Raw genomic sequence first — 15648 nt, 5'->3', positions numbered from 1 at the left:
GGCTGATAGGCTCGGCCAATCCCGGGAGGAGAGAGCGATGCCGGTCAATCTCGACGAGCTGAAGAATGCCAGCAATCTGCGCGGACGCGGAGCGCGAGCGGGCGGTGTCTTCGTCGCACCCGTCGATGGTAGGGCGCATGTCTCTGGCGAACGCAGCGTGCCGCTGCTCGACAACACCATCCCCGCACTGTTTTCCGACACGGTCAGCAAATATGGCACGCTCGACGCCGCCGTCTTCGTCGACCAGAACAAGCGCTTCACCTGGAGCGAACTTTCGGACACGGTGGATGCGCTGGCCGCCGGCTTCCTGGCACTGGGCCTGGCAAAGGGCGATCGCGTCGGCATCTGGTCGCCCAACCGCTGGGAATGGCTGGTGACGCAGTTCGCCACCGCCCGCATCGGCCTGATCCTGGTCAACATCAACCCGGCCTATCGGTTGACCGAGCTCGACTATGCGCTGAACAAGGTCGGCTGCAAGGCGCTGGTCACCGCTGCCAGGTTCAAGACGTCAGATTATCTCGGCATGATCGAGACGCTGGCACCCGAGATCGCCAAGGCCACGCCGGGCAAGCTCAAGGCACAAAAACTGCCGGCGTTGAAGATCGTCATCCGCATGGGTGACGAGAACTCGCCCGGCATGTTCAATTTCGGTGATGTGCTGGCCATGGCCGGGCGTGACGAGCATGACAGCCTCGACCGCATCTCGGAGAAGCTGAAGCCGGGCGAAGCCATCAACATCCAGTTCACCTCAGGCACCACGGGAGCCCCCAAGGGCGCGACGCTGACCCACGGCAACATCGTCAACAACGGCAATTTCGTCACTTCGGCGATCAAGCTGACCGCCGACGACCGGCTCTGCATACCGGTGCCGCTCTACCACTGCTTCGGCATGTCGATGGGCACGATGGGTTGCGTCTCGAAAGGCGCCACCATGGTTTTCCCGGGAGAAGGGTTCGACGCCGGCGCCACGCTGAAGGCTGTGGCTCAGGAACGCTGCACCGGGCTCTATGGCGTACCGACCATGTTCGTTGCTCTGCTGGATCATCCGGATTTTTCCGCCTTCGATCTCTCCAGCCTGCGCACCGGCATCATGGCCGGTTCGCCATGCCCGATCGAGGTGATGAAAAAGGTGGTGTCGCTGATGCATATGGAACAGGTGACCATCGCCTACGGCATGACCGAGACCAGCCCGGTGTCGTTCCAGAGCGGCGTCGACGACCCCCTGGAAAAGCGCGTCTCGACCGTCGGGCGCATCCACCCCCATGTCGAGGTCAAGGCGGTCGATGCCGATGGCGCTACAGTTGCGGTCGGCGTACCGGGCGAGCTTTGCACGCGCGGCTATTCGGTGATGAAGGGCTACTGGGACGACGACGACAAGACCCGCGAGGCGATCGACGCCGACGGCTGGATGCACACCGGCGACCTCGCCACCATCGACGCCGAGGGCTATTGCAACATCGTCGGCCGGGTCAAGGACATGGTCATCCGCGGCGGCGAGAACGTCTATCCCAGGGAGGTCGAGGAATTCCTCTACCGCCATCCAAAGGTCAAGGAGGTGCAGGTGTTCGGCATTCCCGACGCCAAATATGGCGAGGAGCTGTGCGCCTGGATCGTGCTCAAGCCCGGCCAGATCGCCACCGAGCAGGAGGTCAGAAACTTCTGCGCCGGCCAGATCGCCCATTACAAGATCCCCCGCCACATCCGCTTCCGCACCGAATTGCCGATGACGGTGACCGGCAAGCCGCAGAAGTTCCTGATGCGCGAGGCGATGGTGGAGGAGCTGGGACTGGTGGCGCAGAAGACGGCGTGAACGGGTGAACGCTTCGATCTGTCGGTGCGCGAATGCAGCCACGGTTCGCAGCAGCGTGCAGGGGCTTGCATGAGCGGTTTCGGACGTTCGGTGACTTCATATGCGATGCCGCTGGCCGCCTTGGTGATGGCTGTCGCCGTCAGGGCCGGCGGGCTGTCGGCGGACGAAGGTTCGCTGGGCGTCAGGATACTCGTCGGAGCGCTTTCGAGTGCGATCATGTTCACCACCATTTTCGTGGTGCTCGACCACGCCGAGGCTGTGGCTCGGCGTGTAGGAGAGCCCTACGGCACATTGGTGCTGACTTTTGCCGTGACGGCAATCGAGGTGTCGATCATCGTTTCCATGATGCTGCATGGAGAGAACAACCCGACGCTTGCACGTGAGTCCGTCTTTTCAACGGTGATGATTGCATCTACCGGCGTCGTCGGCACCTGTCTTGCGCTTGGCGGCTGGCGCCATCGCAAGCAGGCAATTGTTCGACAAGGGACCAGCGCATATTTGGCGGTTCTGATCGCGCTGACCATCATGACGCTTATTCTGCCGACCTACACACAAGCTACGGGGCCGGGCACATTTTCGGCAGCTCAACTTGGCTTTGTGAGCGTGCTTTCGGTGCTGCTTTATGCAAGTTTTGTGTTCGCGCAGACTGTCCGCCACCGGGAAGACTTTGTCGAAGGGCAGGCCCACGGCGTTTCGCTGCGGACTGCTCCTCACGAAAGCGTCTTTGCCGGCGCATTGCTGCTTTTGATCGGGCTGATCGGCATTGTCATGCTCGCCGAGCAGGTCGCGGCAAGCGTCGAAGATACGCTCGTTGCCTACCAGGTGACCCAGGCTGACAGCATTGTGGGGGCAATGATCGCCGGGCTGGTGTTGATGCCGGAGGCCATTTCGGCGGTTCGCGCTTCACTCAACAATGAGCTGCAACGCGGTTTGAATGTCGCGATGGGTTCCGCTTGCGCCACAATCGGTTTGACAATACCGGCGGTCGCAGCCGCCAGCCTGCTGACGGGCAGAGGGTTAACCCTGGGGCTTCCAGCGACTGACACAGTGCTTTTGATTTTAGCGCTCTTCATATGCAATGTGAGCTTTAGTACTGAAAGAACAACATTCTTGACGGGCGCTGTCCATATCGTGGTATTTCTTACATACATATTTCTTATATTTGTACCATGAACTCTGGCTCAGGTTGGCGCTTGAGGGCTGGCTCGCGCTGCGGCTGGGCAATGGCTGACGTCGGCTGTAAACCCCGATTGGCATCCAACATCGGTGGGGCGTCCACGCCGCCATGGCGCTGCATCGTCGAAATGAGCAGATGGTCGAGGGCACAGAATTCGTCCAGGGTGATCGGTCCCTTGCCGCGCGGATGGCCGTGCCCCTGGGCGGTGACGAATTCCTCTTCGAACAGTTTCTGCCTGATCAGGCCACTCGAACGTCTTCCGCGGCTCCGATGAAGAGATCGATGTCGCCCTGCTCCAGGTGCTCGACGATCCTCGGCTTGTCGGGCACCGTAAAGGCGACCTTTGCGTTGGGAGCTTGGGATTTGAACCGCGGAATGAGGTCCGGAGCCAGGATCGCTGCCGGATTGTCCGTTGCGGCAATGCGATAGACACGTTTGCTTGTGGCGGGTCGAACAGATGAGCAGTATTCACGAAATCGCTCAACCGAGCAGCCGGACGAGTTCGGGCTCAAGTGCCAGGGGCGTTCAGCAATTGACGCAGCCGCGTCAGGCGGGCCGACAAGGCCGATTGGGTAATGTTCAATCTCGCCGCCGCATGGGTGACGTTCTGGTGCTTCAACAGCGCATCGAGTGTCAGCAGCAAGCCAACGTCGAAATCCGATAGCCGTTTTGTCAATGGGACCTCGAACCAGCAGGCGCTATTCAATCGGTAGCGCTCTCTAGCACGGTTCCGGAGATTGAAGGACAATGGCTTCGAGGTTTACTGCCGCCTATGGCGATTTTGCGACAGGTGCTGCTCCTCGCCACAACGCGGCCCGACCCGTTCCAGATGGCACGACTGTTTCCAGCCAGAGGTCCTAACGACGATCGGCCCGCATCTCCGTCGACTTCGGCGCCGTGCCGGGTTCTTGAACGAGCGGTCCGAGCAGCACTTCTCCGAACAGTGGCTGGTAGCGGCGGCGCACGGCCGGGTCTTCCTTGAAGGACAGTGCGTACTGGCCGATCTGGTGGAAATAGGTGATGCGCGCCCGCACGATGCTCTCGTCTTCCGAATAGCCCATGGCGCGGAACGCCCGGATGAGCAGCGCGATGCGCAGATCGTCGATGTCCTTGACTTCCTGAGCGAGCTTTTTCGATGTCCGTGACCAATCGCGAACAGCCAGGTCAAGCAGCGGGCTGAAAGGGGCTTCACCCACCCAGACATGCACGATGTCGGTGAAGAACTGCAGGCCGTCTATGTCGTGGATCTCGCGCATCGCCCAGAACGGCGCGCAATTGCTGTTTCGCCATTCCTGCAAGAGGCCGCCGCGAAGGTCCGCCAGGCTGGCAAAATGGAAATAGAAGCTGCCCCGCGTGACCTTCAACTGCTGCGCCAGGCGGTCGATCTTGACCTCGCCGATGCCGCGCTTTTCCAGCACCTTGCGCGCCGCCGCAATCCAGGCCTCACGGCTGAGCGTCTGCCGCGCCGCTTTTGATCGCACCGCCGGTCGAGGCGGTCGTTTCGTTTTCGCCAGCGCGCCTTTCCCGTTCATGAAATTCGAGACCTTCGTCGCCGCGCGCAACGCGCATGGCCGATTCGCCTATCGAACCGCCCCGTGACTGCTTCGCAATTCTCCGTGTCACCGTCTATCGCCGGATACGCATTTTCAGGGCAGTGCACTGATCCGCTCCAGCATCAGCGTGAAGAACGGCGCCGGATCGATCCGGCGCAGCACGTTGCAGTTCTTGCGGCGGCCAGTGACGTGCCACCAGTCGACGACGGTCATGCCTATGGTCTCGGGCGAGACGATATCGACCGTCACGGCGCACTGGCGCTGCTCGTAGATCCCGGGGGCCAGAAGGTAACCAGTGACGCACGCATCGTGGATGGGACGCGCCGACGTCGCGAATTTGTGGGTGCCGTATTGGCGATAGAAGTCGGCCATGTTGGCGGCCTCGATCGCCGCGCGACGGCCGGTGGCGCGCAGGGCGTCGAGCCATTCAGGCGTCATCAGGGCAGTGTAGGTGCAGTCGATGCCGGCCATCGTCACCGGGACGCCGCTGTCGAACACTTTGTGCGCGGCGTGCGGATCGACAAAGATGTTGAACTCCGCGGCAGGCGTGGCATTGCCGCCCTGGAAAAAGCCGCCGCCCATCAGCACGACTTCGCGCAGCCGAGGGACGATTTTCGGTTCCATGGTCATGGCCATGGCCAGGTTGGTCATCGGCCCGAGCGTGCAGACGGTCAACGCGCCTTCCGGCGCATCCATGATCGTGCGCACCAGGTAATTGACTGCGTGCTCGCTCTGCAGCGGTGTGACGGGTTCGGGCAGATCGGCGCCGTCGAGGCCCGTTTCGCCGTGAACATACTCGGCCGTGATCAGCTTGCGCACCATCGGCGCCGGGCAGCCGGCATAGACCGGCACATCGGGTCGTCCGGCAAGTTCCACGACCTTGAGCGCATTCTTCGACGTTAGGGCAAGCGGCACGTTGCCGCCGACTGTCGTGATGCCGACTACCTCGAGTTCGGCTGGCGAGCCTAGCGCGAAAAGGATCGCGAACGCGTCATCCTGACCTGGGTCGGTGTCGATGATTATCTTGCGTGGTGCCATTGTGCCGCGTTTTTCCCGTTGTGCTCGAAAGCCTATTGCTGAGGCGATTTGGATGTGTAGAAATACAGTACTGTATCTTATGTTCAAGACAAGGTGTTCGAATGGACGCACGCGGCGACTTTTCCGAAATTCCGATCATTGATGTGTCGGCGCTCTATGGCGATGACCAGGAAGCGATCGCCGCGACGGCGGCGACACTGCGCCGCCATCTCGAGACGATCGGCTTCCTCTATGTCGTCGGGCATCCGATCCCGCGTGCCGACGTCGAAGCGGTTCGCGAAGCCAGCAAGCGCTTCTTCGCTCTGCCCGAGGAGCAGAAACTGGCGCTGAAGATCGACAGGAATTTCCGCGGCTACCTGCCCTTTGCCGGCTCGACGATCGTGACGTCGTCGGTGGCGACAGTAAGCAAGCCGAACCAGAGCGAATCGATCTTCTTCATGCACGAGGTCGAGGCTGACGACCCCAGGACATTGGCCGACAAGCCGCTGCAGGGTCCCAACCAGTGGCCGGACGAGGCAACGCTTCCTGGTTTCAGGCCGACGATTGAACGCTATGTCGATGAGATGAGCACACTGGCCCGCAAAATGGTCGGCGCCATCGCTCTTTCGCTTGGACTTCCGACCGACAGTCTCGACCGTTATTTCGATCAGCCGACAACCTTCCTGCGGTTGCTGCACTACCCGACGCAGCCGCATGAGGAGGGGCTATTCGGTTCGGCCCCTCACACCGATTACGGCTTCATTACACTGCTGGCGCAGGACAATGTCGGCGGCCTGGAAGTCAAGAACAAGGCGGGCGAATGGGTTCCCGCGCCTCCGGTCCCCGACTCCTTCGTGATGAATGTGGGCGACATCCTGGCGCGCTGGTCGAACGACCAGTTCGTCTCGACGCCGCATCGCGTCATCAACCGGTCGGGGCGCGAGCGCTATTCCCAGCCCTTCTTCTTCGACCCGTCCATGGATGAAACGATCGAGGCGCTGCCGGTCTGCGTGCCGGCCGGTAGCCAGCCGAAATATGAGCCGGTGCTCTACGGCGACTATCTGATGGAGCGCATCGACAAGAACTACCATTACCGCAAGAAAAGGGCTGCGGAAGCAGCCGGTACATAGACGGATCAATGCTTGGCTGGGCCGATGAGGACGCGAGGCCCTGATTGGAGAGCAGACTGCAGGAACCGTTGTAATCAAAAAAGGGGAACGAAAATGAGAGCACATTTACAGATGGCAGGTTTGGCGCTGGCCGCACTTGCCATAGCCTGGAGCGGACCTTCAGGCGCCGCCAAGGTGACGAAATCGGCCGAGGTTCAGCAGACCGGCATGCTGACCGTCGCCAACACGCTGGACTATGCGCCTTTCGAGTATCTCGACGCCGACGGCAAACAGACCGGGATTATCATAGAACTGGCCGGTGAGGTGGCCAAGCTGGTCGGCGCCAAGCTGGACGTGGCGCGCACACCTTTCCCCTCGATGATACCGGGCCTGGCGGCCGGCCGTTTCAAGGTCGCTTGGGAGACCTTCTCCGCCACGCCGGAGCGGCTCAAGCAGGTCGATTTCGTCATGTTCCTGAAGGCCGGCCTGGCTGTTTCGACGGCGCCGGACAAGAAGGCGAGTTTCAGCGGCGACACCCCGCTCTGCGGCAAGCGGATCGGCGTTTCGGCAGGCAGCGCATCGGATTTCCTGGTCGACAAGCTGAGCACGGATTGCACCGGCAAGGGCCAGGCAGCCATCGAAAAATCGGTCTTCAACTCGTCGACGGATATCGTCCAGGCGGTGCTGTCCGACCGCGTCGACGCCCGCATGGACGATGCGACCGCCTCGAGCTATTTCGAGGTCACCAGCAAGGGCCAGCTCGTGGTGCTGCCGACCCTCTATGAAGTCGCGCCGCTCGGCATGGCGATCGCCAAGGACGACAAGGAGACCGCCGATATGATGGTGGGCGCACTCTCCGAGCTGTTCAAGAACGGCACCTACAAGGCTATTCTCGACAAATACGGCATGGGCGCCTACGCGATCAAGGAGCCCTATTTCGTCGGCAGCATGGAGGCGTTGCGCGCCGACTGACAAAGTTTTGTCCAGTCGGACGCACTTTGTTCTAAAACTTTGATCATGCTTTCCGAAATCATTTGGGGCTGATGCGATAGCGGTTGTCGGCGTCCGGTCTCGTGCCGGGCGCCGCTTCCGGATCAAGACCAGGAGAAGCAGCGATGGGCGCGGCCCACCCAAACGAGATACGCATCGAGCCGGGCGTCGCCGAGGCGGTTTCGCGCCTGACCGTCATGCCGCAGCGCCGCTACGGCATCTGGGTCGGCACGGCGCTGGCCCTGCTGGTGGCATTCCTGATCATCCGGGCCTTCGCCAGCAACCCTGCCTTTGCCTGGCCTACGGTGGTGAGTTACCTCCTGCATCCCTCTGTCATGCGCGGCCTTGGCAACACCTTGATGCTCACCGCGGTGATCATGATATTGGCGATCGTTGTCGGCACGGTCATCGCCATCATGCGCGTGTCGCCAAGCCCGGTGCTGCGTGCCTTCGCGGGTCTGTACGTCTGGTTTTTCCGTGGCGTACCGGCCCTGATACAGCTGATCTTCTGGTTCAACCTGTCGCTGCTGGTGCGCGAAGTCTCGTTGACCATCCCCTTTGTCGGCACGCTGTTTTCCGTGCGCACCAATGATTTCATGACTCCGTTCTTCTCTGCCGTCGTCGCCCTTTCCCTGTGCGAGGCGGGCTACATGGCCGAGATCATCCGGGCCGGCATCAAGTCGGTGCCGTCGGGCCAGGCTGAGGCGGCGAGCGCGCTTGGCATGCCGTACCGCATGATCCTGAAGCGCATCACGCTGCCGCAGGCGATGCGCTTCGTACTGCCGCCAACCGGCAATGAGGCCATTAACCTCCTGAAGATGACGTCGCTGGTGACATTCATCGCCGTCGACGACCTGTTCTATTCGGCGCAGAGCATCTATGCGCGCACCTTCGAGACGATCCCGCTTCTGATCGTGGTCGCCTTCTGGTATCTCGCGGTAGTCAGCATCATGTCGGTGGGACAGCATTTCCTCGAGCGACATTTCGGTCGCAGCGATACGCGCCGCGATGCCGTGACGATGCGCTTCCTGCGCAACATCATCAGCCTGCGTGGCATTTCCCGATGAGCGACGTGAAGGACGAAAATCGCGCCCGCTTCGGCGTCCCAGCCGACTCCATGGTTTTCGCGCGCGGCGTGCGCAAATCCTATGGTCCGCTCGAGGTTCTCAAGGGTGTCGATCTCGACGTACCCGTCGGATCGGTCGCCTGCATCATCGGCCCTTCGGGTTCCGGCAAGAGCACATTCCTGCGCTGCATCAACCATCTCGAGAAGCTCAGCGCCGGCATCCTGCTCGTCGACAGTCAGTTCGTCGGCTACGACCTTAGGGACGACAAGCTCTACGAGGTCAAGGACGACCTGCTTTGCCGGCGGCGCGCCGAGACCGGCATGCTGTTTCAGTCGTTCAACCTGTTCTCCCACATGACCGTGATGGAGAATTTGATTGAGGCGCCGACGCAGGTTCGGCGCATCCCCCCGGACCAGGCAGAGGCCGAAGCGGAGGTTCTGCTTCGGCGCGTCGGTCTCCTGGACAAGGTCGACCGGTATCCGAGGGAACTGTCCGGCGGCCAGCAGCAACGTGTCGCCATCGCGCGCGCGATGGCGATGAAGCCGAAAGTCCTGCTCTTCGATGAGCCGACATCGGCGCTCGACCCCGAACTCGTTGGCGAGGTGCTGCAGGTCATGCGCGATCTGGCCGAAAGCGGCATGACGATGGTCGTGGTCACCCACGAGGTAGGCTTCGCCCGCGAGATCGGCGATCAGCTGGTTTTCATGGATGGCGGTGTGATCATCGAACGCGGCGCTCCGCGCGAGATGATTGCCAATCCGGTATCGCCCCGAACCCGCGAGTTCCTGTCGCGGGTGCTTTGACGGCAAGAGAATCCACCCAAGAGAAGATCCACAAAAAAAGCGCGGGCCATGGCCCGCGCCTTCGCATATTCAGCCTTCCAAAAAAGCTCAGTCCTTCTCGAAGATGCGCGCCTTGGCGACGACGCCGGCAATGGCGCCGCCGATCAACGGTGCCACGATGAACAGCCAGAGCTGGCCGATCGCCGCAGTTCCCGAAAACAGTGCCGGACCGATCGAGCGGGCCGGGTTGAGCGACGTGCCGGTCACCGGGATGATGGCGAAGTGCAGCCCTGCCAGCGTCAGGCCGATGACCAGTCCGGCGAACGCCGTCGAGTGCTTTTCGGCCGTGACGCCAAGGATCACGGTGACGAAGGTGAAGGTGCCGATCACTTCCCACAGGAAGGCCGAACTGACACCCCATTTCGTCACATCCCAGCCATTGGCGCCGAAGCCGGTGGTGTGTCCGCCAACCTGGCCGGAGACGATGATCCACAACGCCAGTGAAGCAAGGACGCCGCCGATGACCTGCGCGATCCAGTAGGGGATGACGTCCTTGGCCGGCAGCCGGCCGGCAAGGAAGACACCGAGCGTCACCGCCGGATTGAGATGCGCGCCCGAAATGGGGCCGATCGCATAGGCCGCGGCGATGAGGCCGATGCCGAACGCCAGACCGATGCCTTCCTGGCCAAGCGGCAGCGCGCCGCCGAAGCCGCCCGTCACCACAGAAGCCGTACCGATGAACACCAATAGAAATGTGCCTAGAACTTCCGCCAGATAAGTCTTCATTGCCCTCTCCTCGTGTCGATCCGCCGGTTCACCTTTTCGCGCCGCGAATCACAATCGGAAGAGTATTCGCAACCAGAAAAGTTGGAAAGCAGAGCGGTTGTGCCGGCCGACCTGCTTGTGCGCGCCGGTTGCGCGCTCTAGAGCAGGGCCGGAATAATTTTCTGCGTGACGGAACAAGACAATGCGACTGGGCGGAAGGCTGGCTGCGGCCATCGAAGTGCTGGAAGACATCGGCCGGCGCCACCGGCCGGTGGCGGACGCGCTGAAGGATTGGGGCCTGTCGCATCGCTTCGCCGGCGGCGGCGACCGTGCGGCCATCGGCAACATCGTCTATGACGCCTTGCGCCACAAGCGTTCCGCGGGCTGGCTGCTGGGGCAGGACACGCCGCGCGCCATTGGCTTCGGCGCCCTGCTGCTCGAATGGGGGCAGACGGCACAATCGCTCAACGACGCGCTGGATGGTGACAAGTTCGCACCGCCGCTGCTGACCGCCGCCGAGCTTCAGGCCATCGCCGACCGTCGGCTCGCCGATGCGCCGGACGCGGTGCGGGCGGATGTTCCCGATTGGTGCGCGCCGCTTTTCGAGCGAGCCTTCGGCCCAAGTTGGGCCGACGAGGGCGCCGCACTGGCGACGCGCCCGCCGCTCGACCTCAGGGTCAACACCTTGCAGGCCAACCGCGACAAGGTGCTGGCCGAACTGACGGGAACCGGCGCGAAACCCGCGGCAATCGCCCCGCACGGCATCCGCATTCCGCCGATCGACGGCGATGGCCGGCACCCGAATGTGCAGGCCGAACCGGCCTTCCAGAAGGGCTGGTTCGAGGTCCAGGACGAAGGCTCGCAGATCGCGGCCGCCCTTGCCGGGGCCGAAGCCGGCATGCAGGTGCTGGATTTCTGCGCCGGCGCCGGCGGCAAGACGCTGGCACTGTCGGCTTCGATGGAAAATCGTGGCCAGATCTTTGCCCACGATGCGGAGAAAGCACGGCTGGCGCCGATCTTCGACCGCATCCGTCGTTCGGAAAACCGCAATGTGCAGGTGGTCACCAAGCCCACGGAACTCGCGCCGCTCGGCAACCACATGGACATCGTGCTGGTCGACGCGCCCTGCACCGGCAGCGGCACGTGGCGGCGCCGCCCCGACGCCAAATGGCGGCTGACGCAGAGGCAGCTCGATACCCGCAAGGGCGAACAGTCGGCGATCCTCGATGCAGCCAAAGCCTATGTCAAACCGGGCGGCCTGCTGGTCTACATCACCTGCTCGGTGTTTGATGAGGAGAATGGCGAGCAGATCGCAGCCTTTCGGGACCGTAACAGCGGGTTTGTTCCCGTCGACCACCGCCAGCTCTGGGACAGCCGTTTTCCCGGCCATCCGGCAGCCGCGCGCATCGGCGCCAAAGGCGACATCTCGCTGTCGCCGGCGCTGAGCGGCACCGACGGGTTTTACTTCTGTGCATTGCGCAGGTCGGCCTGAATCCGATCGGATGTCGCCAATTCCTGGTGGATGCGTGGCGCCAGCCGGCAGGCCAGGCCGATTGTGCAGTGCAGCAAAAGCATTTGCCTGCCGTCCATGCCTCTGCAATAAGCTTATCCGCATAAAGGAAGGCAGCGGCCATGGCAGCAAAGATCGTACCCGCCCCCGACTATGAGGATCGCGTCAGGACCTCCTTCGCGCGCCAGAAGGCGATGGCCACGATCGGCGCCGAACTGACGCTGGTGACGCCCGGCATCATCGAGATCGAGATGCCTTATTCGGCGGCACTCACCCAGCAGCACGGCTTCCTCCATGCCGGCGTCATTTCGACGGCGCTGGACTCGGCCTGCGGCTATGCCGCCTTTTCGCTGATGCCGGAAAATTCCGGCGTGCTGACCATCGAGTTCAAGGTCAACCTGCTGGCGCCGGGCAGGGGCGAGCGCTTCCTGTTCCGCGGCTCGGTGACCAAGCCAGGCCGCACCATCATCGTTGCCGACGGCCAGGCCTACGCCTTTGCCGCCGACGGCGAGGCCAAGCTGATCGCCACCATGACCGGAACGATGATGACGGTGGTCGGGCGTGATGGCATAGAAGGGTGAGTGGGCCGGTTCGCCGCAGGCGAATTCATCGTGCCGGTGGCACGATGAAAGGCCACGGACGCCGGGAGCTGCCGGAGGCAGCGGGTCCCGGCGAGCGGCGGCGCAGATAGGCAGATGATCGGGCGGAGAGGAGCAAATCATCATGACCGATAAAATTCGCCGCCTGTCGGGCAAGGACGTCCTCTTCGTCATGGCGGCGCAGGCCGAATACGGTCCGCATCTCAAGCAGCTGTTCACGCCATTGATGACAGGTGTCGGTCCGGTCGAGGCCGGCGTCAGGCTAGGCGCTGAACTCTCCTGGCTGAAGTCGCAAAAAACCCTGCCCGACCTCGTCGTGTCGCTCGGCTCAGCCGGCAGCCGGACGCTGGAACAGACGGGAATCTACCAGGCGGTTTCGGTCAGCTACCGTGACATCGACGCTTCGCCGCTCGGCTTCGAGAAGGGTGCCACACCCTTCCTCGACCTGCCGGTGACCGTGCCATTGCCCTTCAAGATACCTGATATCAAGCAGGCGACGCTATCGACCGGCGGCGCGATCATCACCGGTGCGGCCTATGATGCTGTCAACGCCGACATGGTCGACATGGAGACCTTCGCCTGCCTGCGCGCCTGCCAGTTGTTCGACATTCCGCTGATCGGGCTGCGCGGCATTTCCGACGGGGCGGCGGATCTCAGGCATGTCGGCGACTGGACCGAATATCTTGAAGTCATCGATGAGAAGCTGGCGGAGGCCGTCATGCGGCTCGAACAGGCCATCGGTTTGGGCACGCTTCTGAAAGATTCGCCGCATGAAGACGCCAGACCGCTCTGAAACTCGCAACCCATTGCGTCGACTCATTTCTTTCTCTAAACGCTCGCCATGAAAACAGCCAATCATCCCGATACCGTCCTGATTGTCGATTTCGGCAGCCAGTTCACCCAGCTCATCGCCCGCCGCATCCGCGAGGCCGGCGTGTTTTCCGAGATCGTGCCGTTCCAGTCGGCCGAAGCGGCATTCAAGCGCATCAATCCGAAAGCCGTGATCCTGTCCGGCGGCCCGGCTTCGACCGGCGATATAGGCAGTCCGCGCGCGCCGCAGATCGTCTTCGACGCCGGCGTGCCGGTGCTCGGCATCTGTTACGGCCAGATGGCCATGTGCGTGCAGATGGGCGGCGTCGCCGAAAGCTCCGACCATCGCGAATTCGGCCGCGCCTTCGTCGAGATCCAGAAGGACAGCCCGCTGTTTGAGGGCCTGTGGGCGCCCGGCCAGCGCCACCAGGTGTGGATGAGCCATGGCGACCGCGTCATCTCCTTGCCCAACGGCTTCGAGGTGTTCGGCAAATCGGAGGGCTCGCCCTTCGCCATCTTCGGCAACATCGAGCGCAAGATGTACGGCATCATGTTCCACCCCGAGGTGGTGCATACGCCCGACGGTGCCCGGCTGCTCAGGAACTTCGTCCACAACATCGCCGGCATCGAGGGCGACTGGACCATGCGCGCCTACCGCGAGCACGCGGTCGAGGCGATCCGCAAGCAGGTCGGCAAGGGCAAGGTCATCTGCGCGCTGTCGGGCGGCGTCGATTCCTCCGTTGCCGCGCTGTTGATCCACGAAGCGGTCGGCGACCAGCTGACCTGCATCCTTGTCGACCACGGCCTGATGCGCAAGGACGAGGCCGCGGGCGTGGTGGCGATGTTCCGTGAGCACTACAATTTGCCGCTCATTCTGGTCAACGCGTCGGACCGTTTCATCGACGCCCTCGAGGGCGAGTCGGATCCGGAGAAAAAACGCAAGACCATAGGCCGGCTGTTCATCGAGGTGTTCGAGGAAGAGGCCAAGAAACTCGGCGGCGCCGAATTCCTGGCGCAAGGCACGCTCTACCCCGACGTGATCGAAAGTGTCTCCTTCACCGGCGGCCCGTCGGTGACGATCAAGTCGCACCACAATGTCGGCGGCCTGCCGGCGCGCATGAACATGCAGCTGGTCGAGCCGCTGCGCGAACTGTTCAAGGACGAGGTCAGGGCGCTGGGCAAGGAGCTTGGCCTGCCCGAGAGTTTCATCGGACGCCATCCATTCCCCGGCCCGGGCCTCGCCATCCGCTGCCCCGGCGGCATCACCCGCGAAAAGCTGGAGATCCTGCGCGAAGCCGACGCCATCTATCTCGACGAGATCCGCAAGGCCGGCCTCTACGATGCCATCTGGCAGGCATTCGCCGTGCTGCTGCCGGTGCAGACGGTCGGCGTGATGGGCGACGGCCGCACCTACGAGTTCGTCTGCGCGCTGCGCGCCGTCACCTCGGTCGACGGCATGACGGCGGATTTCTACCACTACGACATGGCCTTCCTGGGAGCTGCTGCCACCCGCATCATCAACGAAGTCCGCGGCATCAACCGCGTCGTCTACGACGTGACGTCGAAGCCGCCTGGAACAATCGAGTGGGAGTAGGGGGATTAGGCGGCAACAACGTGGTTTCGGCTGGCCTCGCCCTATAGGATGCCGTCGGTTCGATCATCAGGCGGATTCTCCCAAGCCGAATGCGAAACTACTTCAAGGCAGCAGCTTATGATCCGGATGGAGCCAGATGTGTTCCAAATCTGCAAGTTTCGCTGCCGGAGACTTCAAATTTGGCTGGATTTATGCTAGTGTAAGTGCAATGTAGCACAAGACATACGCTGCCTGAAGATATGGCACATGCTCACGGAAATTGTCGACTCGCTTTATGAAGCAGCGTTCATTTCAGAAAAATGGCCCGCCGTTCTCGAGGGGGTCACCCGTGCTGCGGCGTCGAAGGGTGGGGCACTCTTTGTTTTCGCCGATGGATTGCCTGTCCGTGGCAAGGCGATTCCGTCCCTGCAGGGCCTGATGAAGGAAGTCACGGCAGACGAGACGTTGCGGCTTTCCACCGCCGCCACGCGCATGAGCGAACTGCGGCCGGCAAGCTTCATCGATGTCGACAGCTTCATGACCCCGCAGGAAATTCGGGACGATCCAGTGCGTATCCGGTTGCGCACACTGGGGCTCGGGGCAAATACCTGCGCGGCGATCCCGATGCCTAGCGGCGAGCTCGTTATGTTCGTATTCCAGCGCGGTCTGGAAGATGGCGCCTATGCACCGGAGCATCTTGGATTGCTCGACCGCTTGCGGCCCGACATGGCGCGCGCCAGCCTTGCCGCCACGCGCCTTGGCCTGGAGCGCGCCCGCGGCACGGTGAATGCCTTGGCCACGATCGGACTTCCGGCGGCCGTCCTCGCCGGCAATGGTCGCGTCAGGGCAACGAACACGCTGTTCGATCAGGAAAAGACGCTCTTCG

15 protein-coding genes and 1 pseudogene are annotated in these 15648 nt (G+C 62.4%); 11 read left to right on the top strand and 5 right to left on the bottom strand.

The genetic code is table 11. The annotated features are described in order from the left end of the window. Positions 1–37 precede the first annotated feature (37 nt). Positions 38–1810 (top strand): AMP-binding protein, encoded by a 1773-nt coding sequence (locus EN949_RS11500; protein ID WP_027160983.1) that lies wholly within the window; start codon positions 38–40, stop codon positions 1808–1810. Positions 1811–1879: 69 nt separating this feature from the next. Next, a complete protein-coding gene (locus EN949_RS11495; protein WP_127366006.1) occupies positions 1880–2983 on the top strand; it encodes a calcium:proton antiporter in 1104 nt (367 codons plus the stop codon). Positions 2984–3226: 243 nt separating this feature from the next. On the opposite strand, the gene EN949_RS36520 is transcribed toward EN949_RS11495, so the two are convergent. From EN949_RS36520 to EN949_RS11480, 4 genes are all read right to left on the bottom strand, one after another. Next, the gene (locus EN949_RS36520; protein ID WP_245459064.1) at positions 3227–3499 is read right to left on the bottom strand and encodes a LysR substrate-binding domain-containing protein; all 273 of its coding nucleotides are present in this window, start codon (positions 3497–3499) and stop codon (positions 3227–3229) included. Beyond that, positions 3496–3663, bottom strand: coding sequence for a LysR family transcriptional regulator (locus EN949_RS36515; RefSeq protein WP_127371516.1), 168 nt, complete (start codon positions 3661–3663; stop codon positions 3496–3498). Before EN949_RS36515 ends, EN949_RS36520 begins: the two co-directional genes overlap by 4 nt. 181 nt (positions 3664–3844) lie before the next feature. Beyond that, on the bottom strand, positions 3845–4519 hold the full coding sequence (locus tag EN949_RS11485; protein WP_127366007.1) for a TetR/AcrR family transcriptional regulator: 675 nt from the start codon (positions 4517–4519) through the stop codon (positions 3845–3847). Positions 4520–4633: 114 nt separating this feature from the next. Next, complete coding sequence (locus EN949_RS11480; RefSeq protein ID WP_127366011.1) at positions 4634–5578, bottom strand: nucleoside hydrolase; 945 nt, start codon at positions 5576–5578, stop codon at positions 4634–4636. A 101-nt stretch (positions 5579–5679) separates the two neighbouring features. Here EN949_RS11480 and EN949_RS11475 point away from each other — a divergent pair, with 101 nt between their 5' ends. From EN949_RS11475 to EN949_RS11460, 4 genes are all read left to right on the top strand, one after another. After that, positions 5680–6687: a 2-oxoglutarate and iron-dependent oxygenase domain-containing protein gene (locus tag EN949_RS11475; RefSeq protein ID WP_127366008.1), complete on the top strand. Its 1008-nt coding sequence runs from the start codon at positions 5680–5682 to the stop codon at positions 6685–6687. Positions 6688–6780: 93 nt separating this feature from the next. After that, complete coding sequence (locus EN949_RS11470; protein WP_127366009.1) at positions 6781–7638, top strand: ABC transporter substrate-binding protein; 858 nt, start codon at positions 6781–6783, stop codon at positions 7636–7638. Between the two features lie 143 nt (positions 7639–7781). Continuing rightward, positions 7782–8723 (top strand): amino acid ABC transporter permease, encoded by a 942-nt coding sequence (locus tag EN949_RS11465; RefSeq protein ID WP_013530366.1) that lies wholly within the window; start codon positions 7782–7784, stop codon positions 8721–8723. Further along, positions 8720–9526 carry an amino acid ABC transporter ATP-binding protein gene (locus EN949_RS11460; RefSeq protein WP_127366010.1) on the top strand — a complete coding sequence of 269 codons (807 nt, stop codon included), beginning with the start codon at positions 8720–8722 and terminating at the stop codon, positions 9524–9526. Before EN949_RS11465 ends, EN949_RS11460 begins: the two co-directional genes overlap by 4 nt. A gap of 87 nt (positions 9527–9613) precedes the next feature. Here EN949_RS11460 and EN949_RS11455 read toward each other — a convergent pair whose 3' ends face one another. Beyond that, on the bottom strand, positions 9614–10291 hold the full coding sequence (locus EN949_RS11455; protein WP_013530368.1) for an MIP family channel protein: 678 nt from the start codon (positions 10289–10291) through the stop codon (positions 9614–9616). A gap of 181 nt (positions 10292–10472) precedes the next feature. Between EN949_RS11455 and EN949_RS11450 the strand changes: the two genes are divergently transcribed. The 5 genes and pseudogenes from EN949_RS11450 to EN949_RS11425 form a co-directional block, all read left to right on the top strand. Continuing rightward, complete coding sequence (locus EN949_RS11450) at positions 10473–11762, top strand: RsmB/NOP family class I SAM-dependent RNA methyltransferase (protein WP_024502340.1); 1290 nt, start codon at positions 10473–10475, stop codon at positions 11760–11762. Positions 11763–11902: 140 nt separating this feature from the next. Then, positions 11903–12361: a PaaI family thioesterase gene (locus tag EN949_RS11440; RefSeq protein ID WP_013530371.1), complete on the top strand. Its 459-nt coding sequence runs from the start codon at positions 11903–11905 to the stop codon at positions 12359–12361. A gap of 142 nt (positions 12362–12503) precedes the next feature. Further along, complete coding sequence (locus EN949_RS11435) at positions 12504–13172, top strand: 5'-methylthioadenosine/S-adenosylhomocysteine nucleosidase (RefSeq protein ID WP_127366780.1); 669 nt, start codon at positions 12504–12506, stop codon at positions 13170–13172. 48 nt (positions 13173–13220) lie between these two features. Beyond that, entirely contained in the window at positions 13221–14783 is a 1563-nt protein-coding gene (guaA, locus tag EN949_RS11430) for a glutamine-hydrolyzing GMP synthase (protein WP_024502342.1), read from the top strand. A 246-nt stretch (positions 14784–15029) separates the two neighbouring features. Further along, positions 15030–15648: pseudogene (locus tag EN949_RS11425) on the top strand (helix-turn-helix transcriptional regulator); the annotation flags it as partial.

Origin of the sequence: Mesorhizobium sp. M7A.F.Ca.US.007.01.2.1 (assembly GCF_003998165.1) — a bacterium.
In the GTDB taxonomy this organism is placed as follows: Bacteria; Pseudomonadota; Alphaproteobacteria; order Rhizobiales; family Rhizobiaceae; genus Mesorhizobium; species Mesorhizobium ciceri.
Note: the sequence above shows the minus strand (reverse complement) of the source record. Positions and strands in the feature narration are given on the sequence as shown.

Coding starts and splice junctions, on each gene's coding strand:
- EN949_RS11500 (WP_027160983.1), top strand. CDS start 38: ATGCCGGTCAATCTCGACGAGCTGAAGAATGCCAGCAATCTGCGCGGA.
- EN949_RS11495 (WP_127366006.1), top strand. CDS start 1,880: ATGAGCGGTTTCGGACGTTCGGTGACTTCATATGCGATGCCGCTGGCC.
- EN949_RS11485 (WP_127366007.1), bottom strand. CDS start 4,519: ATGAACGGGAAAGGCGCGCTGGCGAAAACGAAACGACCGCCTCGACCG.
- EN949_RS11480 (WP_127366011.1), bottom strand. CDS start 5,578: ATGGCACCACGCAAGATAATCATCGACACCGACCCAGGTCAGGATGAC.
- EN949_RS11475 (WP_127366008.1), top strand. CDS start 5,680: ATGGACGCACGCGGCGACTTTTCCGAAATTCCGATCATTGATGTGTCG.
- EN949_RS11470 (WP_127366009.1), top strand. CDS start 6,781: ATGAGAGCACATTTACAGATGGCAGGTTTGGCGCTGGCCGCACTTGCC.
- EN949_RS11465 (WP_013530366.1), top strand. CDS start 7,782: ATGGGCGCGGCCCACCCAAACGAGATACGCATCGAGCCGGGCGTCGCC.
- EN949_RS11460 (WP_127366010.1), top strand. CDS start 8,720: ATGAGCGACGTGAAGGACGAAAATCGCGCCCGCTTCGGCGTCCCAGCC.
- EN949_RS11455 (WP_013530368.1), bottom strand. CDS start 10,291: ATGAAGACTTATCTGGCGGAAGTTCTAGGCACATTTCTATTGGTGTTC.
- EN949_RS11450 (WP_024502340.1), top strand. CDS start 10,473: ATGCGACTGGGCGGAAGGCTGGCTGCGGCCATCGAAGTGCTGGAAGAC.
- EN949_RS11440 (WP_013530371.1), top strand. CDS start 11,903: ATGGCAGCAAAGATCGTACCCGCCCCCGACTATGAGGATCGCGTCAGG.
- EN949_RS11435 (WP_127366780.1), top strand. CDS start 12,504: ATGACCGATAAAATTCGCCGCCTGTCGGGCAAGGACGTCCTCTTCGTC.
- guaA (WP_024502342.1), top strand. CDS start 13,221: ATGAAAACAGCCAATCATCCCGATACCGTCCTGATTGTCGATTTCGGC.